Raw genomic sequence first — 26,364 nt, 5'->3', positions numbered from 1 at the left:
TCCAGGGGGCGGATCAGGCAGAGCGCCCGATCGCCAGGTCCAGCGCGTGGGCCGCGTCCTGGCCCGGCGTCGGGCGCCAGGCCACGTGCTGGTCGGGGCGGACCAGGGCCAGTGCGCCGGCCGCGTCCGGCAGGTCCACCTCCCGCAGCGGCACGCCCAGCTCGGCCGCCCGCTCCACCAGCACCTTGGCCTCCGGCGACGACAGGTCGCCCACCAGGCTGAACCCGGGCCCGAGCCGGTCGTAGAGCGACTCGCCCGGAGCGAGCCACCGGTGCGGCAGCCGCTCGCCGCACCCGCCGGCCACCACCGGCGACCCCGCGTACGTGTACCCCAGCACCAGGTCCAGGCTGTGGAACTCGCTGTCCTTGGTCCGCCGCACCGCCTCCGCGACGGCCGGGCGCACCCGCTCGAACTCGGCGTCCGAACCCATCAGCGCGGGATCGGCCAGTTCGGGCGCGAGCGTGGCCATGTTGGCGGCGGCGGCCTCGATCGTGGCCGCCGCGACCGGCCGGCGTTCGGCCTCGTAGCTGTTCAGCAGGGTCGTGGGGGCCCATCCGTTCAGGACGGCGGCCAGCTTCCAGCCGAGGTTGACCGCGTCCCCGAGGCCGGTGTTGAAGCCGTGGCCGCCGTAGGGCGGGTTCTGGTGCGCGGCGTCGCCCGCCAGGAACACCCGCTCGCCGGCGTACCGGTCGGCCAGCAGCATGCGCGCGGTCCACGGGTCGGTGGCCAGGATCTCGACCTCGACGTCGGCCCCGACCAGGTTGCGGACCAGGCGGACCGGGTCGGTCCCCTCCGCCGGGACGCCCTGGGCGATGCACCACCACAGGTCCTCCAGGTCAAGCCGGCCGAGCATGCCGGGCTGGGCCGGGTTCAGCACCCAGTAGTGCACGGCGGGGCCGTGGGGCACCCGTTCGGCCAGGCCGGGCGCGCGGAAGACGACGTTGAAGTTGGGCCTGGCGTCCTGGCGGCCCTCGTAGCGGGCGCCGATGGCCGGGCGCGTCACGCTGCGGGCGCCGTCGCAGCCGACGACGTAGGCGGCGCGCACCTGGCGGGTGCCGCCGTCCGCGGCGGCCAGGTCGGCGGTGACGCCGTCGGCGTCCTCGCGCAGGCCGGTCACCCGCCAGCCGGTGAGCAGCGCGTCACCGGCGGCCTCGCGCAGCACCTCCTCGACGATCGGCTGCGGCACCTGCTGGCCCGGCTCGGCGGCCAGGTCGGAGCCGGTCAGGTCGAGGCCGAAGCAGCCGCCGATCCTGGTGATCTCGCGGCCGAGCAGGCCGGTCGTGAAGACCGCCTCGTCCGACCAGGAGACCGCGAGCGGCGCGCGGGCGCGCACCGTCTCGGCCAGCCCCCACCTGCGCAGCAGCTCCATCGACCGGGCCGACGTGGTCTTGGCGCGCGGACGCAGCCACGACACGCTCTCGCGCGGCTCGACGACCATGCTGCGCACGCCGTGATGGGCCAGCTCCACGGCCGTCGCCAGCCCGACGGGCCCGCCTCCGGCGATCAGTACCGGTATGTCGGTCTGGCGCACGCTTGCTCCCATTCGTCATGGTGATCATCGGCATACTCCAAGCGCCGCGCGTCCCACGTCAAGCTCGGGCCGAAACCCTGGCCGGATCACCGATCGGAAACGATCTAGAGGACGGCCGCCGGACTTGTTACGGTCGTTGCATGACTGAGTCCTCGGCGGTGCCGCTGCACATGCGGCGGGTGGAGTTCGATCCGGCCCCCGAGCTGGGCGAGGTGCGCGACCAGGAACGGATCAAGCGCATCGACACCCTCCTCGGCCTGGAGGCGTGGGTGGTGACCCGGTACGCCGACGTCCGCGAGGTCCTGGGCGACGCCGACCGGTTCAGGCTCGCCAGGCAGGGCTCCGCCCGCATGCCCGGAGCGCCCGAGCTGACCGAGGAACAGCTCGCCGAGCTGCGCGCGGGCAACCTGCTGGGCCAGGACCCGCCCGAGCACACCCGGCTGCGCAGGATGCTGACGCCCGAGTTCACGATCCGCCGGATGAAGCGGCTGGAGCCCCGCATCAGGGACATCGTGCACGAGCACCTCGACGCCATGGAGGCCGCGGGCTCCCCAGCCGACCTGGTGTCGTCGTTCGCGCTGCCGATCCCGTCGCTGGTGATCTGCGAGCTGCTGGGCGTGCCGTACGAGGACCGCGCCGACTTCCAGCGGCGGTCCGGCCGCATGCTGGACCTGTCGCTGCCGGTCGAGCAGCGGGTGGCGGCCAACTTCGAGTCGCGGGCGTACATGCGCGAACTGGTCACCCGCATGCGCACCGAGCCGGGCGAGGACCTGCTCGGCATGCTCATCCGCGAGCACGGCGACGACCTGACCACCAGCGAGCTCGTCGGCATCGGCAACCTGCTGCTGCTCGCCGGGCACGAGACCACCTCCAACATGCTCTCGCTCGGCACGCTCGCCCTGCTGCGCAACCCCGGGCAGCTCGAACTCCTGCGCAAGGAGCCCGAGCGCATCGACGCGACGGTCGAGGAGCTGCTGCGCTGGCTCAGCATCGTCCACTCCGGGACTATCAAGATCACGTCCAGGGAGGTCGAGCTGGCCGGGCGGACCATCGGCGCGGGCGAGATGATCATGTGCTCGCTGCCCGCCGCCAACCGCGACCCCGGCTTCATCGCCGACCCCGACACCCTCGACATCACCCGCGGCGCCCCCGGCCACGTCGCCTTCGGCCACGGCGTCCACCACTGCCTGGGCGCGCCGCTCGCCCGCATGGAGATGAAGATCGCCTTCCCCGCGCTCTTCGAACGTTTCCCCGGCCTGCGCCCGACCGATTCCACGCCCGAGTTCCGCTCCTTCAACGTCGTCTACGGCCTGACCGAGCTGGAGGTCGCCTGGTAGCGGCGCGCACGCGGATTTTGTCGGCGGCGGCGGATAACGTGCGGGTGTCATGCCAACCGAAGCCAGGCCACACGAGCTGATCGGCAGGGACCACCCCGCCGCGCTGCTGCGCGCCGAGGTCGCGCGGGTGGTCGACAGCCACGGCGGCCTGGTCCTCGTCACCGGCGAGGCCGGCATCGGCAAGACCACGCTCGTCACCAGCGCCGCCGCCGAGGCCAGGCGCAGGGGCGCGCTCGTGGTCGGCGGCGCCTGCTGGGATTCCGGCAGCGCCCCCGGCTACTGGCCCTGGGTCCAGGTCATCCGCGCCCTGCGCCGCTCGGCCGCCCCCCACGAGTGGGCCGAGGCCGAGCAGTCGGCCGGCGGCAGTCTGGCCGCCCTGCTCGGCGAGGCGGCGGCGCTCGCCCAGCCACACCTGGAGGTCACCGCCGCCGACGCCGACCCCGCCTCGGCGTTCCAGATCTACGACGCGGTCACCACCGCCCTGGTGTCGCTCTCGCAGCACCACCCGCTCGTGATCGTCATCGACGACCTCCACGCGGCCGACCCGGCCTCGCTGCGGCTCCTTGAGTTCGCGGCCCGCCAGACCTGGTTCGAGCGCCTGCTCCTCGTCGGCACCTACCGCGACGCCGAGGTCGAGCCGGTCGACCACCCGCTGCGCGACCTGCTGTCGCCGCTCGTCGCCAAGGCCACCACCATCACGCTCACCGGCCTCGACCAGGCCGGGGTGGGCGCCCTCATGGCCCGCACCGCCGGGCTCGACCCGCCCGCCGACCTGGTCGCCGAGGTTCATGTGCGCACGGGCGGAAACCCGTTCTTCGTCGAGCAGACGGCCCGTTTGTGGCGCAGCGGCGGCTCGGCCACGGCCGTGGCGCCCGGCGTCCGCGACGCGCTGCTGCGCCGGCTGTCCCTGCTGCCGCGTCCGGTGTCGGAGCTGCTGCCCGCCGCGGCCGTGCTCGGGCGCGAGTTCCACCGCCAGGTGCTGGCCGCCACCGTGGCCGCCCCCGTCGCGCACGTCGACCGTCTCCTCGACACCGCCGTGATCGCCAGGCTGGTGGTGACCAAGGGCGGCGGCCGGTTCGCCTTCGCCCACGACCTCGTCCGCGAGACCCTCTACGACGCCGTCCCCGACGTGCGCGATCTGCACGCCGCCGTGGTGCGCGCCCTCGACGGCGCCCCCGACCTGGCCCGCCGCATGCTGCCGAGCGACCTGGCCCGGCACGCCTACCTCGCCGGCGACCGCGTCGACCCCGAGCGCGCGATCGACCTGCTCCAGGCCGCCGCCCGCGCCGCCCGCAGCCGGCTCGCCGGCGAGGAGGAGCTCGGCCACCTGCGCCGCGCCCACGAGCTGAGCGCCGCCGCCGCGCCCCGCCGGCGCGTGCTGATCTGCCTCGACCTCGGCCGCGAGCTGCACCACCGCGGCGAGCGCGACGCGGGCCGCCGGCTGTTCGAGGAGGCCGGCGCCGTCGCCGCCGATCTCGGCGACCCCGAGCTGACCGCCCGTGTCGCGCTGGTCTTCCGCTCCCACTACGGCCACGACGACTCCCTCGACCGGCTGCGCCGGGCCCACGCCGCGCTCGTCGGCGAGCCGGCCCCCGACGACCGCCTGGCCCTCGACCTGGTCTTCCACCTCACCGCCCAGGCCCGCCAGGGCGGCGACGACGACGTCCTGGCCTTCAGCCTGTGGGCCCACCACGACATCATCTGGGGCCCCGGCACGGCGGGCGAGCGGGTGGCCCTGACCGGCGAGCTGCTCGACATCGCCCGGCGCACCTCCGACCGCGAGCTCGAACACTTCGCCGGCGCCCTGCGCTGGGTGGCCATGATCGAGGAGGGCGACCCCCGCTACCTCGACCGGTTCCACGACTACGCGGCCAAGGGCCGCAGCACCGACGACGCCCACCTCAACCTCACCACGTCCGTCGACGCCAGCATCGTGGCCGCGCTCGCCGGCCGCTTCGCCGAGGCCGAGTCGCTGATGACGGGGCTGTCCCTCGACGGCAAGGACCACGACTTCGACGTCATGCTCGACCACCACCGCTGGGCGATCCGCTGGCTCCAGGGCAGGGTGGAGGAGCAGGAAGACGTCCTGCGCAGGCTCAGAGCCGGCCGCCACCCCGACCGCGGCCTGCTGGAGGCGCTGACCGCCCTGCAGGCCGGCGACGTCGGCACCGCGCTGCGCCACCACGCGGCCGGCGCGCGGGTGGGGCGCATGGCCGAGCCGCTGTGGCTGCGTTTCCAGGCGGAGCTGGCCGCCGCCACCCACGACCGCGAGCTCGCCGCCGGGGCGCGGGCCGCGCTGCTGCCGCACCGGGGGCGGTGGGCGGTGTCCTACTACGGCTGGGACATCAGCGGTCCCTACGACCTGTGGATCGCCGTGCTCGACCTGGCCGAGGGGCGGTGGGCGGAGGCGGCCGAGGGGTTCGCGCGGGCGTACCGGTCGGCCGACCGGATGCGGGCCCGCCCGTGGTCGGTCCTGGCCCGTGCCCGCCTGGCCGAGGCCCTCCTGGCCGGCGGCGACACCGCCGGGGCCCGTCCCGTGCTGGCGGAGGTCCGCCGCGAGGCGGCCGAGCTCGGCATGCACCACGTCCTCGACACCCTCCCGCCGCAGGCGAGCGCCGCCGCCGAGCCCGCGCCCCCGCAGGGCCCCGCACGCGACGAGGGCCCCGAGCCGGCCACGGGCCACTTCCGCAAGGACGGCGAGGTCTGGGCCCTCCGGTTCGCCGGGCGGCTGGCCCACATGCCCGACGCCAAGGGCCTGCGCGACCTGCATTACCTGCTCGGACACCCCGGCGCCGACATCCCCGCCGTGGCCCTGCTCGCCCCGGAGGGCGGCGACGTCGTGCTGGCCGCCCGCGCGATGGGCGGCGACGCCGTGCTCGACGAGGAGGCCAAGGCCGACTACCGCCGCCGCCTGTCCGTCCTCGACGACGAGATCGACCGGGCCACCGGCCGCGGCGACGACGACCGGGCGGCCGAGTACGACCGCGAAAGGGCTGCCCTGCTGGAGGAGCTCCGCACGGCCGCCGGGCTGGGCGGCCGCTCCCGCCGTCTGGGCGACGAAGCCGAACGGGCCCGCAAGACGGTGACCGCCAGAATCCGCGACACCCTCCGCAAACTCACCCAGACCCACCCCGAACTCGCCACCCACCTCCGCGCCACCATCTCCACCGGCGCCACCTGCCGCTACCAGCCCACCACCCCCATCACCTGGCACCTCTGATCGGACGGTGTGGCCGTCTATCGCAGGAGCGAGGAGGGCCTCGTGGGCCAAGCGCGCCTCACCGCACCGCCAGAACCGCCCTTGCCGGCGCAGCACGAATCGGGCGCGAAGGCAGGGGATGCCTGCTTCGCGCCCGATCGGGGCGGTTGCGGGTTATTTGCGGTTGTAGAGGCGCATGGTCAGGGTGCCGAAGATCGCGATGAGGAGGACGGACGCGATCAGCACCCAGGTCAGCTCGCCCACGTCCGGGGTGCCGGCCATCAGCGAGCGGACGGCGGCCACCAGACGGGTGATCGGGTTGACGTTGACGAAGATCTGCAGCCAGCCGGGCATCGTGGCCGGGTCGACGTACACGTTGCTGAGGAAGGTCAGCGGGAACAGGACGAGCATGCTCACGCCCATCACCGACTTCTCGCTCCGCATGAGCAGGCCGAACATCGTCCACACCCACGAGAAGGCGAAGGAGAAGCCGAGCAGCAGCACGATCCCGGCCAGCACGCCCGTGACGCCCCCCTGCGGACGGAACCCCAGGACCAGGCCGACGGCGAGGATGACCGTCGAGGCCAGGGTGTAGCGCAGGACGTCGCCGAGCAGGTAGCCCACCATGGTCGAGGGACGCCAGATCGGCAGGGTGCGGAAGCGGTCGAACACCCCCTTCTCGATGTCCTTGTTGACCTCCACCCCGGTGTACATGGTGATCATCACGACGCTGCTGACCATGATGCCGGGCAGCAGGAACTGCAGGTAGTCGGTCGGGGAGCCGGCCAGGGCGCCGCCGAACAGGTACGTGAACATCAGCGTCATCATGAGCGGGAACGCGGTCACGTCGAAGAGCTGCTCGGGCACGTGCTTGATCTTCAGGATGGCCCGCCAGCCGAACGTGACCGACGCCGACCACGCGCTCGGCCGGGGCGGCTTCACCCCGGGGGCCAGGACGGTGCCGAGCACGTCGGCGGCGGGGGAGTAGGTCGTGGCGGTCTCGGTGGTGGCGGTCATGCTGCGGCCTCCTGCGCGGTCGCGGACTCGGCGGTCTCGGTGGCGGGGTGGTCGGTCAGGGCGAGGAAGACCTCGTCCAGGCTGGGCTGGCCGAGGGAGAAGTCGTCGACGACGATCCCGGCCTCGGCCAGGCGGCCGAGCGCGCGCGAGGCCTGCTCGGCGGCGGCGGCCTCGCGGCCGTGGCCGGTGATGCGGGCGGTGAGCGACACGGGGTCGGCGTCCAGGTAGACGGGCGCATCGAGGATCTGGGACAGCAGCCGTTCGGCCTCGGGACGGGTGCCGGGATCGCGCAGCCGCACGTGGACCGAGCCGGCGCCGACGGACGACTTGAGCTCGCCCGGCGTGCCCTCGGCGATGACCCTGCCGTGGTCGATGACCGCGATGCGGCCGGCCAGGCGGTCGGCCTCCTCCAGGTACTGGGTGGTGAGCAGCACGGTGGTGCCGTGGGCGACGACGATGCGGACGATGTCCCAGACCTGGTTGCGGCTGCGCGGGTCGAGGCCGGTCGTCGGCTCGTCGAGGAAGAGCAGGTCAGGCGTGTTGAGGATGCTGGCGGCGATGTCGATGCGCCGCCGCATGCCGCCCGAGTACGTCTTGACCTGCCGTCCCGCGGCCTCCGTCAGGCCGAACGCCTCCAGCAGCTGCGCCGCCCGCTCCCGGGCGGCCGGCTTGCGGTGGCCGAGCAGGCGGCCGAGCAGGACCAGGTTCTCGGCGCCGGTCATGTCCTCGTCGACGGAGGCGTACTGGCCGGTCAGGCTGACGCGGCCGCGTACGGCGTCGGCCTCGCGCACCACGTCGTGTCCGAACACGGTTGCCTCGCCGCCGTCCGGCCGCAGCAGCGTGGCCAGCATGCGGACGGCGGTGGTCTTGCCCGCGCCGTTGGGGCCGAGCACGCCGTAGACGGTGCCGGCCGGCACCTCCAGGTCGAGGCCGTCCACGGCGCGGTTGTCGCCGAAGACCTTGACCAGGCCGGAGGTCTGTATCGCCAGGTCTCGCATGGGTGTTCCTCTCATGAGCAGTACGGCTGGGCGCGCCGGGCGTCGCGCAACGCCCGGCCCCACCAGGTGAGCTGGTCGAGCATGGCCGCGACCGCACGCGCGCGGTCGTCGGTGTCGTACGGTTCGCCGCTTCCGGCCACGTCGTCGCCCAGCAGGTCGAGGCCGACCCAGTCGCGCATCGTCACGACGTGCAGGGCGGAGAAGACGGTACGGAGCTGCTCGACCGCGTACAGACCGGAAGATCCCGAGCCGTAGGCGACGAAACCGGCCGGCTTGGCCTGCCATTCGTCGTAGGCGTAGTCGATGGCCTGCTTGAGCGAGGCCGGGAAGCTGCGGTTGTACTCGGGGGTGACGACGGCGAAGGCGTCGGCCTCGCCGACGGCCGCGGTGAAGCGGCGCATCGAGGGGGTGCTGCGCTCCGGGTAGCGGTCGGGGAAGGCGTAGTCGGCCAGGTCGAGGAGGTCGACCGCCAGGTCGGGACGGTCGCGGGCGCGGCCGGCGAACCACTTCGCCACCGTCTCGCCCATCCGCCCGACGCGGGTGCTCGCGATGATCACCGCGAGGCGGAGCGGTGCGGCGCTCCCGCCGGCGGTGTCGTCCCTGCCCGTCATCGTCCACCTCCCTCGGCCCGTTCCGGGCTCTCACCAAGGAGGCGCGAGACGGCCGCCAGACGTCCGCTAGACGGGATCTAGCGGGACGTCAGGCGGCCGGTCTGAGCACGTAGCCGACGCCGCGCAGGGTGTGGATCATCGGACGGCGGTCCGCGTCGATCTTGCGGCGCAGGTAGGAGATGTACAGCTCGACGATGTTGCCCTGGCCGGCGAAGTCGTAGGCCCACACCCGGTCGAGGATGTGCGCCTTGCTGAGCGCGCGTCCCGGATGGCGCATGAGCAGCCGCAGCAGCTCGAACTCGGTCGGGGTGAGCCGGACCTCCTGGCCGGCCCGCCGTACCTGGCGGGTCTCCTGGTCCAGGGTGAGGTCGCCGACGGACAGGGCGTCGGCCGAGCGGCGCAGCAGGCCGTGCAGCCTGATCACGACCTCGTCCACGCCGAACGGCCGCATCACGTAGTCGTCGGCGCCCGCGCGCAGTCCGAGCGACGGGTCGGGCAGGGCGTCCGGCGCGGTCAGGAAGAGGACCGGCACGCCGGGCAGCGCGGCCCGCAGCCGGGGCAGGAAGCGGCCGCCGCCCTTGACGTCCAGGACGATCGCCCCCGGACGGAACCCGCGCACGGCCCTGACCGCCTCGCCGCCGCCCAGGCTGCGCACGTCCCAGCGGCGCATCGCGCGGGAGAGGGACGCGCCGAGCGGGTGCTCGTCCACGACGAGGACGGCGTACGAGTCGCGCGCGGATCCGGGCGTCACGGTCGGACCGGTCGGGTGCATGCCGGAAACGATGCCGGTCGCGCATGAGGTTTGTCTGAGGACCGCTTGTGACGCGCATGAGGACTCGCTTGTGACGCGCATCTGACGCGCATGAGGACCGCTTGTGACGCGCAAGACGCGCTGGTGACGCGCTTGTGACGCGCAGGAGGCCCCGGGAACAGCGGAAGGGCCCGGCCGCAGCCGAGCCCTTCCCATCCCTTGAAGCGCGATCACCGTTCCTGCCGCTACCCGGAATGTGCGGCTTATCACTTAGCCGAGTCGGTTCTATGACTAGACCTTGACTCCGGTTGAGGTTCTAGGCTGCCTTTCATGAGCGGAATTCTGGTGACCGGCGCGACCGGCAACGTGGGCAGGCATGTCGTCTCCTCCCTGGCGGAGGCGGGACACGAGGTGCGGGCGCTGGTCCGCGACCCGGCCCGGGCGGTGCTCCCGGACGGCGTCGAGCCCGTACGCGGCGACCTGGCCGACCCCGGCAGCCTTGAGCCCGCCCTGCGCGGCGTCGACCGGGTGTACCTGATGTGGCCCGGCATCCCCGTGGACCCCCGGGTGGTGACCACGGTGGCCGGACGGGCCGAGCAGGTCGTGTACCTGTCGGCGGACGTGCCCGACCTGGCGGACGGCGAGCCCGCCACGATCTACCACCAGGAGATCGAACGGCTGATCAGGGCGTCCGGGACGCGGTGGACGTTCGTCCGGGCCATCGACTTCGCCACGAACACGCTGGCCTGGGCGGCCCAGATCCGTCAAGGAGTGGTCCGGCTCCCGTACGGAAAGGCCGCCAGATCGCTGATCCACGAGCGGGACATCGCGGACGTCGTCGCCCACGTGCTCACCACCCCCGGCCACGACGGCGCCAAGTACCTGATCACCGGCCCCGAGTCGATCACCCAGGAGGAGCTGGCGCGGACCGTCGGCGAGGAGATCGGCCGCGAGGTGCGCTGGGCGGACCTGCCGCCGGAGATCGCCCGCGAGCAGCTGACGGCCGCCTGGGGGGATCCGGCGTTCGTCGAGGCCCGGCTCAGGGCATGGGAGTCGTTCACGCACACCCCGGAACGCGTGACCGGCACGGTGCCGGAGCTGCTGGGCCGGCCCGCGCGCACGTTCCGCTCCTGGGCCCGCGACCACGCCCCGGACTTCCTCGCGGCCTGAAGCCGCGCCACCGTGGCGCTCGGGGGCACTCCAAGAGGGGGCGCGCCCAGAGGGGGCGCGCCAGGAGGGGGCGCGCCAAGCGGTGGGGTGCGCCAAGAGGCCGCGGCGCGCCTATGCGGTCAGGCTCACCGCCGCGATCGTCTCGCCCATGTCGTCGAGCAGATCGGCGACCACCGGGCCGGTCTGCAGCCGCCAGGCGAGCGCCTGCAGACCGTGTCCCGGCACCGGCACCTCCCGCCTGCCCAGCCTGACCGTCTCCACCTCGGCCGACAGCCGCAGCAGCCCGTAGGCCACCCACCGTTTCGGCCGGGGGAACCAGCGGCCCGCGTTGGTGTCGAAACGCCCGTTCTCGTCGGTCAGCCCGTGCTCCTTGAGCACCGAGACGCCCTGGCGGTGGGCCAGCAGGTCGTCGCTGCGCTCGGCGGACATGCTGTCGCCGGCGCGCAGTGCCCAGCGTCCGCGCCGGAACGACAGCAGCCAGACGTCCACCCAGGACAGGCCGAAGCCGTCCAGGCGGGCGAAGGCGGTCGCCGCGATCCGGTCGCCGACGTACAGGGAGGCAGGGGTGAAGCGGAAGCGTCCGCTCAGGTTGCCGGGAAGGGACCTCGGCAGCCCGTGATCGATCAGTCGCAGGCTCTCGACGGCGGGGTTGTACCCAAAATCATGAGTACGTTCCACAGGCTCACCATACACACGGACGGCCCGCATGAAACGCGCGCTTTGTTCCTTATAGAGGAATGATGATGCTCATGGACCGAATTGAAGCTTCTGACCGCCGCCGGGCCCTGGTGCTCGGGGGCGGCGGCGTGGCCGGCATCGCCTGGGCGACCGGCGTGCTGGCCGGGCTGGCCGACGAGGGCGTGGACGTACGGGACGCCGACCTGATCGTGGGCACCTCGGCCGGCTCGGCGGTCGGCGCCCAGGCCCGCAGCCGGCTGACCGTCGAGGAGCTGTTCCAGCGACAGGTCGATCCCGCGCTGCAGGCCAGGGAGATCCCCGCGGTGTTCGACGCGGCCTCCTTCGCGGCCGCCCTCCAGGGCATCCTGACCGGCGCCCACGACCGGGACGAGCTGCACCGGCGCATCGGCGCCTGGGCGCTGGAGGCCCCCACGGTCGGCGAGCCGGAACGGCGTGCGGCGGTGGCCTCGCGGCTGCCCGAGACCGACTGGCCGGAGCGCCCGCTCGTGCTGGTCGCGCTCGACGCGGCGACCGGCGAGACCCGCCTGTTCGACCGGGCGTCCGGGGTGGGCCTGGTGGACGCGGTGACGGCCAGTTGCGCCGTGCCCGGGGTCTGGCCGCCGGTCACCATCGAGGGCCGCCGCTACGTCGACGGCGGCGTGCGGTCCAGCGACAACGCCGACCTGGCGGCGGGCTTCGAACGGGTGCTGGTGGTCTCGCCCCAGCCGCCCGGCGCCCCCGCCTCCCCCTGGACGTCGCTCGAACAGGAGGTGGCCCTGCTGCGCAAGGAGGGCTCCGCGGTCGAGGTCGTCAGCCCGGACGAGGGGGCCGTCGCGGCCATGGGCGCCAACCCGCTCGACCCCGCCGTACGGTCACCGGCGGCCCACGCCGGCCGCGAGCAGGGCCGGCGGGTGGCCGCCGTCGTCCACAGCCTGTGGATCTAGCCGGCCGCAGCGCGCTCGGCGAGCGGGCGGCGGCGCAGCGCCGGGTCGGTCAGTGACGCGGGACGCCACGCGCCGTCCGGCTGGTACATGTCACGGCCCGGCGGGACGATCTCGTCGATCCGGTCGAGCGCGGCGTCGTCGAGGGTGAGCGCGGCGCCCTTCAGCAGGTCGTCGAGCTGCGCCATCGTGCGCGGCCCGGTGATCACCGAGGTGACCGCCGGGTGCGCGGCGGCGAAGGCCACGGCGAGCTGGGGGAGCGTGCAGCCGAGGTCGTCCGCGAGCTCGACCAGCTGCTCGACGGCGTCGAGCTTGGCGGCGTTCTCCGGGATCGACGGGTCGAAGCGGTGGGGGGTCAGCGCGGCCCGGCCGGTGGTCAGGTCGATGTCGCCGTTCTTGCGGTAGCGGCCGCTCAGGAAGCCCGACGCGAGCGGGCTCCAGGTCAGGACGCCCATGCCGTACCGGCGGCAGACGGGCAGCAGGTCCTTCTCGATGCCGCGGGCGAACAGCGAGTACGGCGGCTGCTCGGTCCTGAACCGGTGCAGCGCCCGCCGCTCCGACACCTGGTGAGCCTCGACGATCTCCGCCGCCGGGAACGTCGAGCAGCCGAACGCGCGGATCTTGCCCTGCCGCACGAGGTCGGTCAGCGCCGACAACGTCTCCTCGATGTCGGTCGTGTGGTCGGGCCGGTGGATCTGGTAGAGGTCGATCCAGTCGGTGCCGAGCCGCCGGAGGCTCTGCTCGACCTCCTTCATGATCCACAAGCGCGAGTTCCCGGACCGGTTCGGGCCCTCGCCCATCCGGAAGTGCACCTTGGTGGCCAGCACGACGTCGTCGCGGCGGCCCTTCAGCGCCTTGCCGACGATCTCCTCGGACTCGCCCGCGGAGTACATGTCCGCCGTGTCCACGAAGTTGACGCCCTGGTCGAGCGCGGCGTGGATGATGCGGGCGCAGTCGTCGTGGTCGGGGTTGCCGACGGCGCCGAACATCATCGCCCCAAGGCAGTGGACGCTCACCTCGATGCCGGTGCCGCCGAGTACGCGGTAGCGCATTGTCATAGTCCGCGACTCTAGGACCTGGAGTCCACTCCACCTCAAGGGCTCGGCGGCAGGTGTGACAGTGGCGTCCAGGGGCACCGGAGGCGGATGGGGATGGTGACGGTGTCGTCCTGGCGCGAGCTGGACGACGCGATCAGCGCGGCCGGCCACGCCGGAGGCCCGGCCCAGGCGCACTCGACGCTGGTCTTCCGCGGCCTGGCGAAGAGCACGTACTCGCACGTGCACAGCCTGGCGCGGCTGGCGGGCGACTACGCCACCCTAGAAACCCACTTGATACGAAATTTTAGGAAATACGCTCACAGAGCCGCCCCTGGCCCTTCCGTCTGGGACTGGCTGGCCCTCGGCCAGCACCACGGCCTGCCCACCCGCCTCCTGGACTGGACGTTCTCCCCGCTGGTCGCGCTGCACTTCGCCACGGCGTCCTGGCCCGGGGACGACGCCGTGCTGCTGGCCGTCGACTGCGCGGGCGCGCACCGCCTGCTGCCCGAGCCGCTGCGCGAGGTGCTCGACGGCGAGGGCGCGCTGCTGTTCAGCACCGAGATGCTCGCCGAACGCGCCGCCGGTCTGGCCGGCTTCGACGCGCTCGGCCGCGACCGCCCGTTCGTCGCCTTCTTCGAGCCGCCGTCGCTGGACGAGCGCATGGTCAACCAGTCGTCGGTGTTGTCGGCGATGTCGGGGGCGAGGTACCAGCTCGACGACTGGCTGGCCGAGCATCCCGGGCTGTGGCGGGGCTGGTCGATCCCGGCCGGGGTCAAGGTCGAGATCCGGCGGCGGCTCGACCAGGCCGGGGTCACCGAGCGGGTGCTGCTGCCCGGCCTCGACGGGCTGGCCGAGTGGCTGCGCCGCTACTACTCCCCGGGCAGCGTCGACGTCCCGGCCGGCGGCTCCAGCATGTCCGGCCCCGAGCGCCTTGGCCAGCAGGAGGGCCGCATGAACGACTGACCGCTCACCCGGGCAGCGTGCCGCGCACGGCGTCCTCGGTGCGGCCGATCACGGCGCGCCCGTCGTCGGCGGTGATGATCGGCCGCTGGATCAGGATCGGGTGCGCGGACAGCGCGGCGATCCAGCGCTCGCGGGCGTCCGGGTCACGCGGCCAGGCGTCGAGGCCCAGCTCGGCCGCGACCGGCTCGCCCGTACGGGTGATGTCCCACGGCTCCAGCCCGAGCCGGGCCAGGACGGCGCGCAGCTCGTCCGGCGACGGCGGGTCCTCCAGGTAGCGGCGGACCTTGTAGTCGGCCGATTCGGCGTCGAGGATCGACAGGGCCGAACGGCACTTGGAGCAGTCGGGGTTGATCCAGATTTCCATGACGCCGAGGCTCTCACGCCGGGGCGCCCGGCGCGGGTCAGCCGGCCGATGAGTCGAGCCGGGCCTGCAGGCCGTCGAGCACCCGGTCGAGGCCGTAGCGGAAGTCCTCCTCCCGGACGCGCTCGGGGTCGTCGAACCCCTTGGCCGCGTACTCCGCCCGCATCCACGGGTGGTCCTCGAACGCCTGCTCGGCGGTCGGCCGCACGGCGTCGATCCACTCCTGCTCGGTACGGCCGCTGCGGGCCAGCGTCGACAGGTACGCCGCCTCGGCGATGGTCACGCCGATCACGTACGCCAGCACGGTGTTGACCGCCCGGTCGGCCTCGCCGGGGACGAACCCGGCCGAGTGCGCCAGCGCCAGCAGCTCCTCCGAGCGCCGCATCACGTTGGGCCCCAGGCTGGTGAGCCCGACCTGGCCGAGCACGGACGCCATCCACGGGTGGCGCAGGATCACCGCCCGCAGGCTGTGGGCGGACACGGCGAGCCCGTCACGCCAGCCGCCCGCCTCCTCCACGGACGGCACCCGCAGCTCGCCGTAGACCTCGTCGACGACCAGCTCGATCAGCTCGTCCTTGTTGGCGACGTGGCGGTAGAGGGAGGTCGCGCCCGCGTCGAGCCGGGTGCCGAGGCTGCGCATGCTCAGCGCCTCCAGCCCCTCCTCGTCGAGCAGCTGGACGGCCTCGGACACGATCCGGTCGAGGCTGAGCGCGGGCCGCTCCCGCTGCCGGCGCTGACGGACCCAGACCGACGGGACGGGCGGCTGCGATGCTGGCATGACCCGAGCCTAGCGCACAGTGTACGCATCCGCGAACACCTGCTTGCGTACATCTCTTTCGTGTGCGTACAGTGTGCGCATTCCGAGAGCGACGTACGCAAGTCGAAGGGGAGAAACCCAATGAACCGCCGCTGGTGGATCCTGGTGGTGTTGTGCCTCAGCACATTGGTGCTGGTCGTGGACAACATGGTGCTGACGGTGGCGGTCCCGCCCCTGGCGGCCGACCTGGGCGCCGACGCCCAGGACCTGCAATGGATCCTCGACTCCTACATCCTGGTCTTCGCCGGCCTGCTGCTGACCGCCGGCAGCCTGTCCGACCGCTACGGCCGGCGCCGGGTGATGATCATCGGCCTGGCCCTCTTCGGCGCCGCGTCCCTGCTGGCCGCCTACGCCGCCGATCCGGCGCAGCTCGTGGCGGCCCGCGCCGCGATGGGCGTCGGCGGCGCGCTGATCATGCCGAGCACGTTGTCGATCCTGATCACCGTGTTCGACGAGGCCGAGCGCCGCAAGGCGATGGCCGTCTGGAGCGCGGTGGCCATGATCGGCATGATCGGCGGCCCGGTCCTGGGCGGCGCGCTGATCGCCTGGTTCTGGTGGGGCGCGGTGTTCCTGATCAACGTGCCGGTCGCGCTGCTCGCCATCGTCGCCTCCCTGCTGCTCATGCCCGAGTCGAAGGGCCCCTGGACCAAGCCCGACCCGCTGGGCGTGATCCTGTCGGCGACCGGCATGTCCGCCCTGGTGTGGACGATCATCGAGCTGCCGCACGGCGTGTCCTGGCCGGCCCTGGCTCTCACCGTGCTCTCCCTGGCCGGCTTCGTGATCTGGGAGCTGCGCACGCCGCACCCGATGGTCCCGCTCGCCCTGTTCCGCGACCGCACGTTCAGCGGCGGCAGCTTCTCCCTGACCCTCGTCCAGATCGGCAACGGCGGGCTGCTGCTCGTGCTCACCCAGTACCTGCAGTACGTGCTCGGCTACACGCCCACCGCGGCCGGGCTGGCGTTCCTGCCGATGGCGGTCGCCTCGCTGCTCTTCAACGGCCTGGGCGCGAGCCTCGGCGCCCGGCTCGGCAACCGTCCGATGATCGTCACCGGGCTGGTCGTCTGCGCCGCCGGGTTCGGGCTGCTCGCCATGGTCTCCTCCGGCAGCGGCATCCTGCTCACCGGCACGGCCCTGTTCGTGATGGGCGCGGGCGGCGGCCTGGCGATGCCCGCGGCCATCGCCGCGCTGATGGGCACCATCCCGCCCGAGCACGCCGGCGTCGGCTCGGCGCTCAACGACACCATCCAGCAGGCCGGCGCGGCGCTCGGCGTGGCCGTCCTCGGCAGCGTCCTGGCCGGGGCCTACACCCGGGGGATGCCGGCGGGCGCGCCCGAGGCGGCCCGGCGCTCGATCGGCGACGCGCTCGCCCTCGGCGACGCCGGTCTGGCCCAGGTGGCCCGCGAGGCGTTCACCTCGGCCATGTCGGCCGCCTTCGCGATCAGCGCGGCAGGGGTGGTCGCCGCCGCCGTCCTGGCGCTGGTCGTGATGCGCGGCGAACGCAAGCCGGCGCAGGAACCGTCCCTCACCGCGACCCACTGAAAGGAAGACCCCCATGAACGACGCCCCCGTCACGCTTCCGGTCACCCGCCCCGCGGGCTGCCCCTTCGACCCGCCCGCGGGCCTGGCGGAGCTGCGCGAGCAGGCGCCCGTCACCCCGCTGGACTTCCCCGACGGCCACCGCGGCTGGCTGGTGACCGGCCACGCCGAGGTCAGGGCGGTGCTGGCGGACCGGCGGTTCAGCTCGCGCTACGAGTTCCTGCACCACCCGACGGCCGCGATCGGCCCGCTGCCGGCCGCCCCGCCCGGCGACCTCACCGGCCTCGACGCGCCCGAGCACACCCGCTACCGCAGGCTGCTCACCGGCAGGTTCACCGTCCGCAGGATGAACCTGCTGACCGAACGCGTGCGGCAGATCACCGCCGACCACCTGGACGCCATGGAACGCCTCGGCCCGCCCGCCGACCTGGTACGCGTCTTCGCCCAGCCCATCCCCGCGCTGATGATCTGCGAGCTGCTGGGCGTCCCGTACGCCGACCGCGACGCCTTCCAGCACCACGCCGCCGCACTGGCCGGGGTGGACACCGACGAGCAGGAACAGCTGGCCGCCTACGCCGAGCTCCAGCGGTACATGGACGGCCTGATCGAGGCCAAGCGCGACCGGCCCGCCGACGACCTGCTCGGCGACCTGACCGCCACCGACCTCACCGACGAGGAGCTGGCCGGCGTCGGCACCTTCCTGCTGGCCGCCGGGCTCGACACGACCGCCAACATGCTCGCGCTCGGCACGTACGCGCTGCTCAGCGACCCTGCCCAGCTCGACGTGCTGCGGGCGGAGCCGGAGCGGGCGGCCCAAGCCGTGGAGGAGCTGCTGCGCCACCTCACCATCGCCCACACCGGCGTCCGGGCCGCGCTGGAGGACGTCGAGCTGGCCGGCCGGCTGATCAGGGCGGGCGAGTCGGTCGTCGTGTCCCTCTCGGCCGCCAACCGCGACCCCCGCAGGTACGCCGACCCCGACCGCCTCGACCTGCGCCGCGACGCGACCGGCCACCTGTCCTTCGGCCACGGCATCCATCAGTGTCTCGGCCAGCAGCTCGCCCGGGTGGAGCTGCGCACGGCCCTTCCCGCGCTGGTCACCCGCTTCCCCGGCCTGCGCCTGGCCGTCGCGCCCGAGGAGGTGCCGGTGCGCGCCGGCACCGACATCCACGGGGTGCTCAGTCTCCCGGTGCGGTGGTGACCGCACGGACTATCATCGTGATCATCCTGGCCGGGTACCACTGCGCGTCACCGAGGCGAAAGGACCGCCATGTCCGGGGAGACCAGCAGGCGAGAGCGCACCGAGGTCGTCGTCGTCGGAGCCGGTCCGGCCGGGCTGACCCTGGCGAGCCTGCTCCGCCAGGCCGGCGTCGAGTGCGTGGTGCTCGAACGGCAGAGCCGCCCGTACGTCGAGCAGCGCCAGCGCGCGGGCATCCTCGACCACCACGGCGCCCGCGTCTTCGAGGAGTGGGGCCTGGCCGACACCGTCCTGGCGGGCATGCCGCAGGAGACCAGGTTCGAGTTCCGCGTCGACGGCGAGCGGCGCTTCCTCGACGTCGCCGCGATCACCGAGGGCCGGACGGGCCGGCTCGTGCCGCAGCAGGTGCTCGTCGGCAGGCTGCTGGCCCGCCTCCTCGAATCCGGCGGCGACCTGCGGTTCGAGGCGGCCGAGGTGACCCCGCGCGGCGTCGGGGGGGCCGCGCCGACGGTCGCCTACCGCGACGCCGACGGCGTCACGCACGAGATCGCCTGCTCCTACGTCGCCGGCTGCGACGGCCACCACGGCGTCAGCCGGGCCGGCGTGCCCGCGCACGCCCTCACCACCTACTCCCACGACTACGGCATCGGCTGGCTGACGGTGCTCGCCGACGTCCCGCCACCGGGCTACCCGCTCATGGCGATCACGGCCCACGGGTTCGCCGCCCACTTCCCGCGCGGCCCGCGGGCCAGCCGCTTCTACCTCCAGTGCACCCCCGACGCCACCGCCGCCGACTGGCCGGACGAGCGGATCTGGGCCCAGTTGCGGCTGCGCCTGGCCGACGACGGCCTGCCGGACGGCCCGATCGGGGAGAAGGCGTTCGTCGAGATGCGCAGCCACGTCGTCGACCCGATGCGCTACGGCCGGCTCTTCCTGGTGGGCGACGCGGCCCACATCATCACGCCCATGGGCGGCAAGGGCATGAATCTGGCGGTCGCCGACGCCGACGTGCTGGCCCGCGCGCTGCGCGCCGCCCTGCGCGAGGGCGACGAGGAGCCGCTGGCCGCCTACTCCGCCACCTGCCTGGAACGGGTGTGGCAGCACCAGGAGTTCTCCCGCTGGATGACGGAGATGACCCACGAGGCCGGCGACGAGACGCTGGCCGGGCCGTTCCGCCGCCGGCTGGCCAGGGCGCGGCTCGACCGGCTGTTCACCTCGGGCCCGGCGGCCCGCGCCTTCGGCGACATGATGGCGGGCGGCTGACGAGTTGACTTGAACCGCGGTTCAAGTACGACGATCGTCCCCATGAGGATTCATCACCTGAACTGCGGATCCGTACGGACGATCGAAGCCACCTACGACGGCCCGCCCGCCGTCCCCGCCGTGAACCACTGCCTGCTGGTGGAGACCCCGGCCGACGGGCTCGTGCTGGTCGAGACGGGCCTCGGGCTCGGCGATGTGCGCGACCCGGCCGGCACGCTGGGCGCCGACTGGGTGGCCATGGCCGAGCCCGCGCTGGAGGAGGAGGAGACCGCCGTACGCCAGGTCGCCCGGCTCGGCTACCGCCCGGACGACGTGCGCCACGTCATCGTCACCCACCTCGACGTCGACCACTGCGGCGGGCTGCCCGACTTCCCCGGCGCGCGGGTGCACCTGCTGGCCGCCGAGCTGGAGGCGGCGCTGGCCGAGGCCCCGAGCTACCGCTACCGCCCGGCCCACTGGGCGCACGGCCCCGACTGGGTGACCTACACCCCGGAGGCGAACGACGACTGGTTCGGCTTCGCCTCGATCAAGCCCGACGGGCTGCCCGAGGACATCAGGCTGGTCCCCCTCGGCGGGCACACCGCCGGGCACACCGGCGTCGCCGTCCGTGAGGGGGACCGCTGGCTGCTGCACTGCGGCGACGCCTACTACTACCACCGCGAGCTGCAGCCGGACCCGCATCCGCACCCGCTGATGGACGTCGTGCAGACCCGCTCGGAGGTCCATCACGACCTGCGGCTCGGCACCCAGGCCCGGCTGCGGGAGCTGGTTCGGGACCACGGCGACCAGGTGAGCGTCTTCTCGGCCCACGACCCGTGGGAGCTGGCCGCCGCGGTGGCCGGTTGATCAGACGCGGTCGGCCGCGATGAGCAGGTACTGGAAGCTGCCGTTCTTGTAGGCGTCGAGGAAGGACTGCTCGATGCCCGTGGCCAGGTGGGTGCGGGCACGCAGCTCCCAGTACGGGATCGTGGCCGCCGTCAGGTCGACGACGCTGACCGGGACCAGCCGGTTGGCCGCCATCTGCTCGAAGTACGTGCTGCGGGGGTGGATGTCGCAGATGTAGTGGGCGTTGATCTGGCTGACCGCCCGGGACGGCAGGCCGTAGGCGTCGTTGTAGCAGCCGGTGACGCAGACGTACCGGCCGCCCCGGCGCAGCAGCCGGGCGTGCTCGGCGAACAGCAGGGACAGCTCGACGTACATGGTGCTCTCGTTGTTCCAGCTGGCCTGGAACGATCCAGTCTCGAAGCCGGTCTCCAGCATGTTGCGGAAGTGGAAGCGCACCTTGTCGTCGACGCCGCGCTTCTTGGCCTGGTCGTTGGCGAAGGCGACCTGCGACTCGGAGATGGACACGCCGTCGACCTCGCAGCCGTACCGCATGTTGACCAGGAGGCTGCTGCCGCCGCGGCCGGAGCCGGCGTCGAGCACCCGGTGGTGGGGTTCGAGCGGGCCGAGATGGCTGATCAGCAGGTCGGCCTGGGCGGTCTCCAGGCGGTGGAGCTCCTTGACGATGCGGTCCTCGCGGGTGTCCTCGGGGCCGTCGAGTACCGTCCAGTTCACCTCGCCGATGCCGTAGTGGTGGTGGTACAGGCCGTCGACGTCGCCCAGGCGCAGGTTGACCGGGTTCTTCTCGGCGTTCCAGTAGCTGGCGACGGAGTGCTGGTAGTGGCTCGTGAGGACGGGGGACTGGGTGTTGACGGTCACCTGGGAAGAGCTCCTTTCCGGCCGGGGGCGGCCGGTCGTCATGAGTGGTAGCGGCTGCTGCTGCCGTGCCATTCGAGGCAACCGGCCATCCAGCCCTGGGCGCCGCGCAGGAATCGCTGCAGTTCCACGGACGGAACGGCGGCGAGCTCGCGCTGGCTGGTCTCGAAGCCTTTGACGAAGTCGTTGTGCAGCGCGACGGCGCGTTCGGTGGCCTCGCGCGTGGAGCACTTCTCCTCGCCCGCGATGAGCAGGACGACGTTGGAGTCGGGCAGCTCGTCGGCCGCCTCCCGCGCGACGGAGTGGAGGTCGTTGACGATGACGCTGGCCGTGCCGGCCTGCATGAGCGCGGTGTGGAAGCGCCGGTCGTAGAACAGGTTGGCGGGCAGCTCGTAGGCGGCGACGACGTCGATGAGGGTCATGGAGGTGTAGAAGCTGTCGTGCTGCCGGGCCGCGAGGTAGCGCCAGACGGGCGGCGGGGTCTCCAGGTAGCGCCAGGCGGCGTAGGCGGTCCAGCTCACGTACATCTGGAAGGTGGTGTTGCAGGCCCGCATGACCTGCGACGGGGTGCCGTGGCGGGACAGGTGGCCGGTGGCCGAGCGCAGGGCGACCAGCACGGGGTCGGCCTCGATCGCCTCTTCGAGCTGCTCGGTGTACACACCCGCGGGCGGGGGCGGGTCCATGGCCGACATGACGAGCGCCAGGCGCGGCGGCAGCTCGGTGGGGCTCGCGCCGAGCTCGGTCTCGTCGGCGTAGTAGTCGTCGGCCGCCCACCAGGCGGTGTTCATCTGCGCCGCGATCAGCAGCAGGTCGGGGTCGTCGCTGTCGGGGTGGGCGAGCATCGCCAGCCGGCCGAACCCGGTGGCGGCGAACTCGTCCATGCGCCCGGCGTGCAGGCCCACCTTCTCGGCCCACGCCACGAGCCGCCGGTCGACCTCCGCGCCGAGCGCCGGGTCGTCGCGGACCGTCTCGGGGCAGTAGAGCGGCGGGTAGGAGCCGTCACCCCACTCCCGCTCGACGTAGGGAACGGGCGCCGGGAGCTGCCGCGGCGCGGGGATGGGCGCGGGGGGTGCAGCGGGGGCCGGAAGGTGGAGCGCGGAGGTTCCGAGGCCGGTGGGGCCGGTCGGGAGCCGCGGGACCGCGGCGTACTGGGGCATGGCGCGCCTCTTCCCTGAGGAGGAGCAGGACATTACCGAAAGTAGTTATTCAGCTACTAAAAGTAGAGTAGCCAATCGGTAATGAGAGCCTTACCCTCCGGGAGGCGCACTCTGCCGGTCAGGGCCTTGTGTGCAGGCTTTCGAAGTCGTCGAGGTTCTTGCGGTAGAAGGCCAGGTCGTCCTCCAGCTTCGCCCGGGTCAGGCGCTGCGGCTCGGTCTCGCGCACGGCTTGGCCCAGGTCGCTCCAGAAGGCGTCGGGCGGCAGCTCGGCGGCCTCCGGCGGGAAGAACTTCAGCGCCTCGGCCAGGGCGTCGGCGGCGAAGCGCCAGCCGGTCGCCACGGCGTCGTACCGCTCGGGGGAGGCCGGGCCGGCGGCGTAGAACAGGCCCTCCTCCAGGGCCCGGCTCGCGTACGTGGTGGCGATCAGCACCCACTGGCCGGGGTCGAGCAGCTCCGACAGGCCGGTGCCGAACGTCGCGCCGGTCTCCCTGGCCGCCCGCTCGGCCTCGACGGGGACCTCGACCTCCACGTCGCCGAGCCGCACCCGCAGGCTCTCGGCGTCCTGGTCGACGGTGGCCTCGCGCGAGGCGCCCGGCGTGCCGGAGTGGGCCACCAGGTCGATGTAGACGTACGCCTCGACGAGCGAGCGCCCCAGACCCTGCTCAGGCATACTCACCCGCCAGCGCCTGGTAGGTGTCGCGGACGACCAGCAGCCGGTCGAGCTGGAACCTGCCGGGCTCGGCCGCGCGCACCCCCTGTCCGCGTTCGGACCAGAACCCGTCGTCGGGCACCGCGTCCGCGCCCGCCGGCACGAACTTGACGACCTCCTCCACCGCCGCGGCGGCGATCCTCAGCGTGCGCAGGGCCTCGGCCCGGTCGGCCACCGGCACGTCGCTGGCCGTCAGGTCGGCCACCCACAACCACTCGCCCGCGTCGAGCAGCTCCGACGGCTCGGGGCCGCCGAACGTCGGGAACCCGGCGGGCAGCACCGGACGCTCCGGCAGCCCGAACACGAACTCGCGCGGCGTGCCGCACTCCTCGCACGGGCCGAAGTAGCGGTTGACCAGCTCGCCCTCGACGTCGATCAGCCCGTTGCGCCAGGTCGTGTCGGTGGACCCGCAGGCGCAGGGGTTGAGGTCGAGGTAGAGATGCGCCTCGTCCCTCGTCCGCGCCACCGCGAAAGCCATAGCCGTCCTCTCCTCGGGGTTCCCATCATGCCCGACGTCCCGCCTGTCACACCGCCACCGCCTCGGGGTCCGGCGTCACCAGCGGGGTGTCGTTCAGCCGGAGGCCGCACACGCACGGGCCGTCGTCCGGGCACACGCACTCGCCCTCGGGCGGGTTCCAGCCGGTCGTGTTCGCCAGCGCGCGGATCTGGTCCAGGATCGCGGACCAGTCGCGAGGGCGGCGGCCGTCCGCCAGGGTGGCCAGCTCGTTGGCCACCTGCGGCGGAAGCAGCCGCAGGATCTCCGGGCGGGCCCCGGTGACCAGGTCGAACAGCACGCCCAGGCGGCCCAGGCGCTGCCTGATGTTGGCCGCACGCACCTGGCGCACGGCCTCGTGCAGCTCGGCCAGCTCCTGGCTGTCGGCGGGCGGCAGGCCCAGCGCGCGGGCGACGGCGGCGGCGGCCGTCCCGGCGGCGGCCCGCTCGTTCGCGCCGATCGTGCGGGCCGGGTCCACGTCGTAGGTCAGCACGCCCGGGTCGGGCTCGCCGGACCCGGGCCGCCGGACCTCGACGGTGATGGGCGCCCGGCCGGGCAGCACGATGTCGAGCAGGCCGGGGCCGTGGATCACGACGCGCCCGCCCATGCCGGCGGCGGCCCGTACGACGGCTCCGGCGGCGGCCGTCTCGGGGAGCGTCGCGTGGCCGCGGATCGCCGTGACGTCAGCGGGCGTGAGGTCGCCCGAGCGGGACAGCTCCGCCAGCCTGGACGGCGCGCCCCGCTGGTCGCCGGTCAGCCCCAGCCGCCGGGCCTCCTCCTGGAGCGCCGCCCGTTCGGCGCGCGAGCGGATCGGGCCCGCCTCGGCGACCGCCCGCGCCAGCCCGCGCAGCCGGGCCAGCGCCGCCGCCTCGGCCGGACCGGGCCGCCCGCCCTCGGCGGGACGGTTCTGCGCCGGACGGCCGGTGGCGGGGTCGCCCGCGAGCGTGGCGGCGTGGGCCGCGACGTGCTCGGCGACGGCCGTCGTGGCCTTGGAGCCGGCGTCGGCGGGCACCCGCAGCGTCAGGTGGCCGGGAGCGCTCGACTCGACGGTCACCTCGGCCGCGCCGGGTGCGGCCTCGGCCAGCGTCAGCGTGAACTCGCCGCCGGGGGTGGTCACCGTGAACGTGTCCGCCGGCCCCACGTGCGGGGCGGCGCCGTTGACGGGAGCGGCTCCCGGGGTGATGGCCGGCACGCCGGCGATCTCGGCCAGTTTGCCCAGGCCCGGCGGCGAGGTGTCCAGGCCGGTGGCCGAGCCGCCGTTGAGCAGGCGGGCGATCCGGCTCTGCGGCTCGGGGGCGGCCGGCGCGCGGGGCCCGGTGCCCCACGGCGGGGCCGGCGGGGTGTGGCCGCGCCGGCGGATGTCCTCGGCGACGGCGTCGATCGCCGCCGCCAGGCGCTCGCGCCGGGCCGGGTCGGTGGTGGCGTGCCACTTGTCGGACAGGTGGGCGTGCTCGTCCATGCGGGGGAGCAGGCACAGGTCGGTGCCCTCGGCCTGCTCGCCCTGCGGCGACGTCCTGAGCACGCCCTGCGGCATGCCGGCCGCCGCCGCGGTCGCCGCCTGGACGACGTGCGAGAGGTCGTGGACCAGGACCGACGACACCAGGTCGGGATGCACGCGTCCCCAGATCCGCAGCAGGTGCGGATCCTCGGCCGTGCCCGCGCGCGGCACGGTGAGCGCGTTCAGGCCCTCGCCCGGCTCGCCGACCTCCACGCGGACGTGCTGGTCGGGCACGCCCGGCAGCTGGACGGTCAGGACGTCGTCCCCGGTCCAGCCCACGTGGGCGGCGGCGCCGCCGAGGTCGACGGCCGACAGGGGCTGGCCGCGCAGCTCGTCCAGGCTCAGGTCGGGCACCCCTTCGGGGCGCGACGACCTGCTGAACGGCGTGTTCTCGATCGCGGGGGACGGCATCCCGGCGGCCGGCGTCACGCCCTGCGCCACGCTGCCGCCCACCGGGTTCGTGTGCTCGGCGGTGGCGGGAGCGGGCCAGGCGGGCGGCGGGGCGGGCGCGGGAAGGGCGTCGAGGGCGGCGAGCGCGGTCTGGACCTGCTCGGTGAAGGTGCCGGCCGTGGTCGGGTTCATGAAGACGTCGCGCAGGTCGAGGCCGACGCCGCGGGCCGCATCCAGCAGGTCGGGCGCGAGGCCGGCGATCGACTCGGCGAAGCCGCCGTCCAGGGTCTCGCTGTACAGCGAGCCGTCGGGCATGACGCGGTAGCGGTGGAGGCCGTCGGCCTCCCGGACCGCCACCCGGGCGACCTCGCCGCGGTCGCGGGCGGCCACGCGGGCCTCCTGGAGGGTCTGGATCGGGTTCTGGTTCTCGGAGGCGGGCACGAAGGTGAACGTCGCGGGCGGCGGGCCGCCGGGACGCGGCGGCCCGAGCCGTACGCCCGCCGCCATGCGCTCGCGCAGCTCCTCGATCTCCTCCCCGAACATGATCACGTCCACCTCGCCGGTCGAGGCGGACGGCAGGTGGACGGGGTCGCCGACCGGGTGCTCGTTGCCGTCGCGCAGCCGCGCCATGTACTGGAAGTCGAGGTCGTAGTCCACCCGCAGACGTACGGTGTAGAGCTTGCCCTTCTCGAACATGCTGCGCTCGCGGCGCGCCCCGTGGTGGTCGCTGACGCTCTCGGACGTCTGCTCGCCGCCCTTGACGCCGCCGTTGACGCCGGTCGACTTGTCCGACCCGTTGACGCCCCAGCCCAGCGGGGTCGTCCGCCCGCGGGAGACGGTCACGTTCTGGGCGTCGGCCTGGCGGTCGACCTGGCCCTTCTCCCCGTCGTACGGGCCGGCCACGATGGTCAGGTCGGACAGGCGGGCGTGGGCGGTGACCGTCACGCCCTGGTCCTTGACAGAAGCGACCTCATCGCCCCTTCGAGGGATCTGGGCCAGCGCCTGCGGGTGCTG

Annotated in this window: 21 protein-coding genes and 2 pseudogenes; 9 read left to right on the top strand and 14 right to left on the bottom strand. The window is 73.6% G+C overall.

The window, feature by feature from the left end; all coding sequences use genetic code 11:
* Positions 1-13: 13 nt before the first annotated feature.
* Positions 14-1,531, bottom strand: coding sequence for an FAD-dependent monooxygenase (locus tag ACWCSD_RS11955; RefSeq protein WP_449914300.1), 1,518 nt, complete (start codon positions 1,529-1,531; stop codon positions 14-16).
* Positions 1,532-1,671: 140 nt separating this feature from the next.
* Between ACWCSD_RS11955 and ACWCSD_RS11950 the strand changes: the two genes are divergently transcribed.
* Positions 1,672-2,868 (top strand): cytochrome P450, encoded by a 1,197-nt coding sequence (locus tag ACWCSD_RS11950; protein WP_387681729.1) that lies wholly within the window; start codon positions 1,672-1,674, stop codon positions 2,866-2,868.
* A 49-nt stretch (positions 2,869-2,917) separates the two neighbouring features.
* Positions 2,918-6,088, top strand: coding sequence for an ATP-binding protein (locus ACWCSD_RS11945; RefSeq protein WP_449914297.1), 3,171 nt, complete (start codon positions 2,918-2,920; stop codon positions 6,086-6,088).
* Between the two features lie 153 nt (positions 6,089-6,241).
* Here the strand turns inward: ACWCSD_RS11945 and ACWCSD_RS11940 are convergent, their stop codons facing one another.
* From ACWCSD_RS11940 to ACWCSD_RS11925, 4 genes are all read right to left on the bottom strand, one after another.
* Positions 6,242-7,084, bottom strand: coding sequence for an ABC transporter permease (locus tag ACWCSD_RS11940; protein WP_449914295.1), 843 nt, complete (start codon positions 7,082-7,084; stop codon positions 6,242-6,244).
* The gene (locus tag ACWCSD_RS11935) at positions 7,081-8,082 is read right to left on the bottom strand and encodes an ATP-binding cassette domain-containing protein (RefSeq protein ID WP_449914292.1); all 1,002 of its coding nucleotides are present in this window, start codon (positions 8,080-8,082) and stop codon (positions 7,081-7,083) included. Before ACWCSD_RS11935 ends, ACWCSD_RS11940 begins: the two co-directional genes overlap by 4 nt.
* Before the next feature lie 11 nt (positions 8,083-8,093).
* On the bottom strand, positions 8,094-8,693 hold the full coding sequence (locus ACWCSD_RS11930; protein WP_357983749.1) for an NADPH-dependent FMN reductase: 600 nt from the start codon (positions 8,691-8,693) through the stop codon (positions 8,094-8,096).
* An 88-nt stretch (positions 8,694-8,781) separates the two neighbouring features.
* Entirely contained in the window at positions 8,782-9,465 is a 684-nt protein-coding gene (locus ACWCSD_RS11925; RefSeq protein ID WP_397155684.1) for a response regulator transcription factor, read from the bottom strand.
* A 309-nt stretch (positions 9,466-9,774) separates the two neighbouring features.
* Here ACWCSD_RS11925 and ACWCSD_RS11920 point away from each other — a divergent pair, with 309 nt between their 5' ends.
* Positions 9,775-10,614 carry an NmrA family NAD(P)-binding protein gene (locus ACWCSD_RS11920; protein WP_397155685.1) on the top strand — a complete coding sequence of 280 codons (840 nt, stop codon included), beginning with the start codon at positions 9,775-9,777 and terminating at the stop codon, positions 10,612-10,614.
* 111 nt (positions 10,615-10,725) lie between these two features.
* On the opposite strand, the gene ACWCSD_RS11915 is transcribed toward ACWCSD_RS11920, so the two are convergent.
* Positions 10,726-11,292, bottom strand: coding sequence for a hypothetical protein (locus ACWCSD_RS11915; RefSeq protein ID WP_449914288.1), 567 nt, complete (start codon positions 11,290-11,292; stop codon positions 10,726-10,728).
* 71 nt (positions 11,293-11,363) lie between these two features.
* On the opposite strand from ACWCSD_RS11915, the gene ACWCSD_RS11910 reads away from it, so the two are divergent.
* The gene (locus tag ACWCSD_RS11910; protein ID WP_358296358.1) at positions 11,364-12,236 is read left to right on the top strand and encodes a patatin-like phospholipase family protein; all 873 of its coding nucleotides are present in this window, start codon (positions 11,364-11,366) and stop codon (positions 12,234-12,236) included.
* Here ACWCSD_RS11910 and ACWCSD_RS11905 read toward each other — a convergent pair.
* Positions 12,233-13,291, bottom strand: a complete 1,059-nt coding sequence (locus ACWCSD_RS11905; RefSeq protein WP_358296361.1) for an aldo/keto reductase — start codon at positions 13,289-13,291, stop codon at positions 12,233-12,235. The genes ACWCSD_RS11910 and ACWCSD_RS11905 overlap by 4 nt on opposite strands.
* A gap of 87 nt (positions 13,292-13,378) precedes the next feature.
* On the opposite strand from ACWCSD_RS11905, the gene ACWCSD_RS11900 reads away from it, so the two are divergent.
* The gene (locus tag ACWCSD_RS11900) at positions 13,379-14,233 is read left to right on the top strand and encodes an FRG domain-containing protein (protein ID WP_449914285.1); all 855 of its coding nucleotides are present in this window, start codon (positions 13,379-13,381) and stop codon (positions 14,231-14,233) included.
* 4 nt (positions 14,234-14,237) lie between these two features.
* Here the strand turns inward: ACWCSD_RS11900 and ACWCSD_RS11895 are convergent, their stop codons facing one another.
* Both ACWCSD_RS11895 and ACWCSD_RS11890 read right to left on the bottom strand, forming a co-directional pair.
* Positions 14,238-14,597: an arsenate reductase family protein gene (locus tag ACWCSD_RS11895; RefSeq protein WP_352320574.1), complete on the bottom strand. Its 360-nt coding sequence runs from the start codon at positions 14,595-14,597 to the stop codon at positions 14,238-14,240.
* Between the two features lie 37 nt (positions 14,598-14,634).
* Positions 14,635-15,372, bottom strand: coding sequence for a TetR/AcrR family transcriptional regulator (locus ACWCSD_RS11890; RefSeq protein WP_397155689.1), 738 nt, complete (start codon positions 15,370-15,372; stop codon positions 14,635-14,637).
* A 120-nt stretch (positions 15,373-15,492) separates the two neighbouring features.
* Here ACWCSD_RS11890 and ACWCSD_RS11885 point away from each other — a divergent pair, with 120 nt between their 5' ends.
* The 4 genes and pseudogenes from ACWCSD_RS11885 (at position 15,493) to ACWCSD_RS11870 (ending at position 20,251) form a co-directional block, all read left to right on the top strand.
* Positions 15,493-16,950, top strand: a complete 1,458-nt coding sequence (locus ACWCSD_RS11885) for an MFS transporter (RefSeq protein WP_449914281.1) — start codon at positions 15,493-15,495, stop codon at positions 16,948-16,950.
* Between the two features lie 13 nt (positions 16,951-16,963).
* A complete protein-coding gene (locus tag ACWCSD_RS11880) occupies positions 16,964-18,145 on the top strand; it encodes a cytochrome P450 (protein WP_397155693.1) in 1,182 nt (393 codons plus the stop codon).
* 42 nt (positions 18,146-18,187) lie between these two features.
* Positions 18,188-19,405: pseudogene (locus ACWCSD_RS11875) on the top strand (4-hydroxybenzoate 3-monooxygenase); the annotation flags it as partial.
* Positions 19,406-19,447: 42 nt separating this feature from the next.
* Positions 19,448-20,251: an MBL fold metallo-hydrolase gene (locus tag ACWCSD_RS11870; RefSeq protein ID WP_397155695.1), complete on the top strand. Its 804-nt coding sequence runs from the start codon at positions 19,448-19,450 to the stop codon at positions 20,249-20,251.
* Here the strand turns inward: ACWCSD_RS11870 and ACWCSD_RS11865 are convergent, their stop codons facing one another.
* From ACWCSD_RS11865 to ACWCSD_RS11845, 5 genes and pseudogenes are all read right to left on the bottom strand, one after another.
* Positions 20,252-21,148 carry a geranyl diphosphate 2-C-methyltransferase gene (locus ACWCSD_RS11865; RefSeq protein ID WP_397155697.1) on the bottom strand — a complete coding sequence of 299 codons (897 nt, stop codon included), beginning with the start codon at positions 21,146-21,148 and terminating at the stop codon, positions 20,252-20,254. It abuts the gene before it with no gap.
* A complete protein-coding gene (locus ACWCSD_RS11860) occupies positions 21,145-22,260 on the bottom strand; it encodes a family 2 encapsulin nanocompartment cargo protein terpene cyclase (RefSeq protein WP_397155699.1) in 1,116 nt (371 codons plus the stop codon). Before ACWCSD_RS11860 ends, ACWCSD_RS11865 begins: the two co-directional genes overlap by 4 nt.
* Positions 22,261-22,378: 118 nt before the next feature.
* Positions 22,379-22,930, bottom strand: coding sequence for a hypothetical protein (locus ACWCSD_RS11855; protein WP_397155701.1), 552 nt, complete (start codon positions 22,928-22,930; stop codon positions 22,379-22,381).
* Positions 22,923-23,447 (bottom strand): hypothetical protein, encoded by a 525-nt coding sequence (locus tag ACWCSD_RS11850; protein WP_397155703.1) that lies wholly within the window; start codon positions 23,445-23,447, stop codon positions 22,923-22,925. The genes ACWCSD_RS11855 and ACWCSD_RS11850 overlap by 8 nt, the downstream gene beginning before the upstream one ends.
* 46 nt (positions 23,448-23,493) lie before the next feature.
* Positions 23,494-26,364, bottom strand: a pseudogene (locus ACWCSD_RS11845) (hypothetical protein); the annotation flags it as partial.

The sequence above is a fragment of the Nonomuraea sp. NPDC001684 genome, assembly GCF_053596515.1.
This window is presented reverse-complemented; position numbering and strand designations above follow the sequence as displayed.

Excerpts from the sequence above, each read along its gene's own strand:
- ACWCSD_RS11870 (WP_397155695.1), top strand. The coding sequence starts at position 19,448 with ATGAGGATTCATCACCTGAACTGCGGATCCGTACGGACGATCGAAGCC.
- ACWCSD_RS11930 (WP_357983749.1), bottom strand. The coding sequence starts at position 8,693 with ATGACGGGCAGGGACGACACCGCCGGCGGGAGCGCCGCACCGCTCCGC.
- ACWCSD_RS11860 (WP_397155699.1), bottom strand. The coding sequence starts at position 22,260 with ATGCCCCAGTACGCCGCGGTCCCGCGGCTCCCGACCGGCCCCACCGGC.
- ACWCSD_RS11850 (WP_397155703.1), bottom strand. The coding sequence starts at position 23,447 with ATGGCTTTCGCGGTGGCGCGGACGAGGGACGAGGCGCATCTCTACCTC.
- ACWCSD_RS11925 (WP_397155684.1), bottom strand. The coding sequence starts at position 9,465 with ATGCACCCGACCGGTCCGACCGTGACGCCCGGATCCGCGCGCGACTCG.
- ACWCSD_RS11900 (WP_449914285.1), top strand. The coding sequence starts at position 13,379 with ATGGGGATGGTGACGGTGTCGTCCTGGCGCGAGCTGGACGACGCGATC.
- ACWCSD_RS11880 (WP_397155693.1), top strand. The coding sequence starts at position 16,964 with ATGAACGACGCCCCCGTCACGCTTCCGGTCACCCGCCCCGCGGGCTGC.
- ACWCSD_RS11945 (WP_449914297.1), top strand. The coding sequence starts at position 2,918 with ATGCCAACCGAAGCCAGGCCACACGAGCTGATCGGCAGGGACCACCCC.
- ACWCSD_RS11895 (WP_352320574.1), bottom strand. The coding sequence starts at position 14,597 with ATGGAAATCTGGATCAACCCCGACTGCTCCAAGTGCCGTTCGGCCCTG.
- ACWCSD_RS11905 (WP_358296361.1), bottom strand. The coding sequence starts at position 13,291 with ATGACAATGCGCTACCGCGTACTCGGCGGCACCGGCATCGAGGTGAGC.
- ACWCSD_RS11885 (WP_449914281.1), top strand. The coding sequence starts at position 15,493 with ATGAACCGCCGCTGGTGGATCCTGGTGGTGTTGTGCCTCAGCACATTG.
- ACWCSD_RS11950 (WP_387681729.1), top strand. The coding sequence starts at position 1,672 with ATGACTGAGTCCTCGGCGGTGCCGCTGCACATGCGGCGGGTGGAGTTC.
- ACWCSD_RS11855 (WP_397155701.1), bottom strand. The coding sequence starts at position 22,930 with ATGCCTGAGCAGGGTCTGGGGCGCTCGCTCGTCGAGGCGTACGTCTAC.
- ACWCSD_RS11890 (WP_397155689.1), bottom strand. The coding sequence starts at position 15,372 with ATGCCAGCATCGCAGCCGCCCGTCCCGTCGGTCTGGGTCCGTCAGCGC.
- ACWCSD_RS11940 (WP_449914295.1), bottom strand. The coding sequence starts at position 7,084 with ATGACCGCCACCACCGAGACCGCCACGACCTACTCCCCCGCCGCCGAC.
- ACWCSD_RS11920 (WP_397155685.1), top strand. The coding sequence starts at position 9,775 with ATGAGCGGAATTCTGGTGACCGGCGCGACCGGCAACGTGGGCAGGCAT.
- ACWCSD_RS11865 (WP_397155697.1), bottom strand. The coding sequence starts at position 21,148 with ATGACGACCGGCCGCCCCCGGCCGGAAAGGAGCTCTTCCCAGGTGACC.
- ACWCSD_RS11935 (WP_449914292.1), bottom strand. The coding sequence starts at position 8,082 with ATGCGAGACCTGGCGATACAGACCTCCGGCCTGGTCAAGGTCTTCGGC.
- ACWCSD_RS11910 (WP_358296358.1), top strand. The coding sequence starts at position 11,364 with ATGGACCGAATTGAAGCTTCTGACCGCCGCCGGGCCCTGGTGCTCGGG.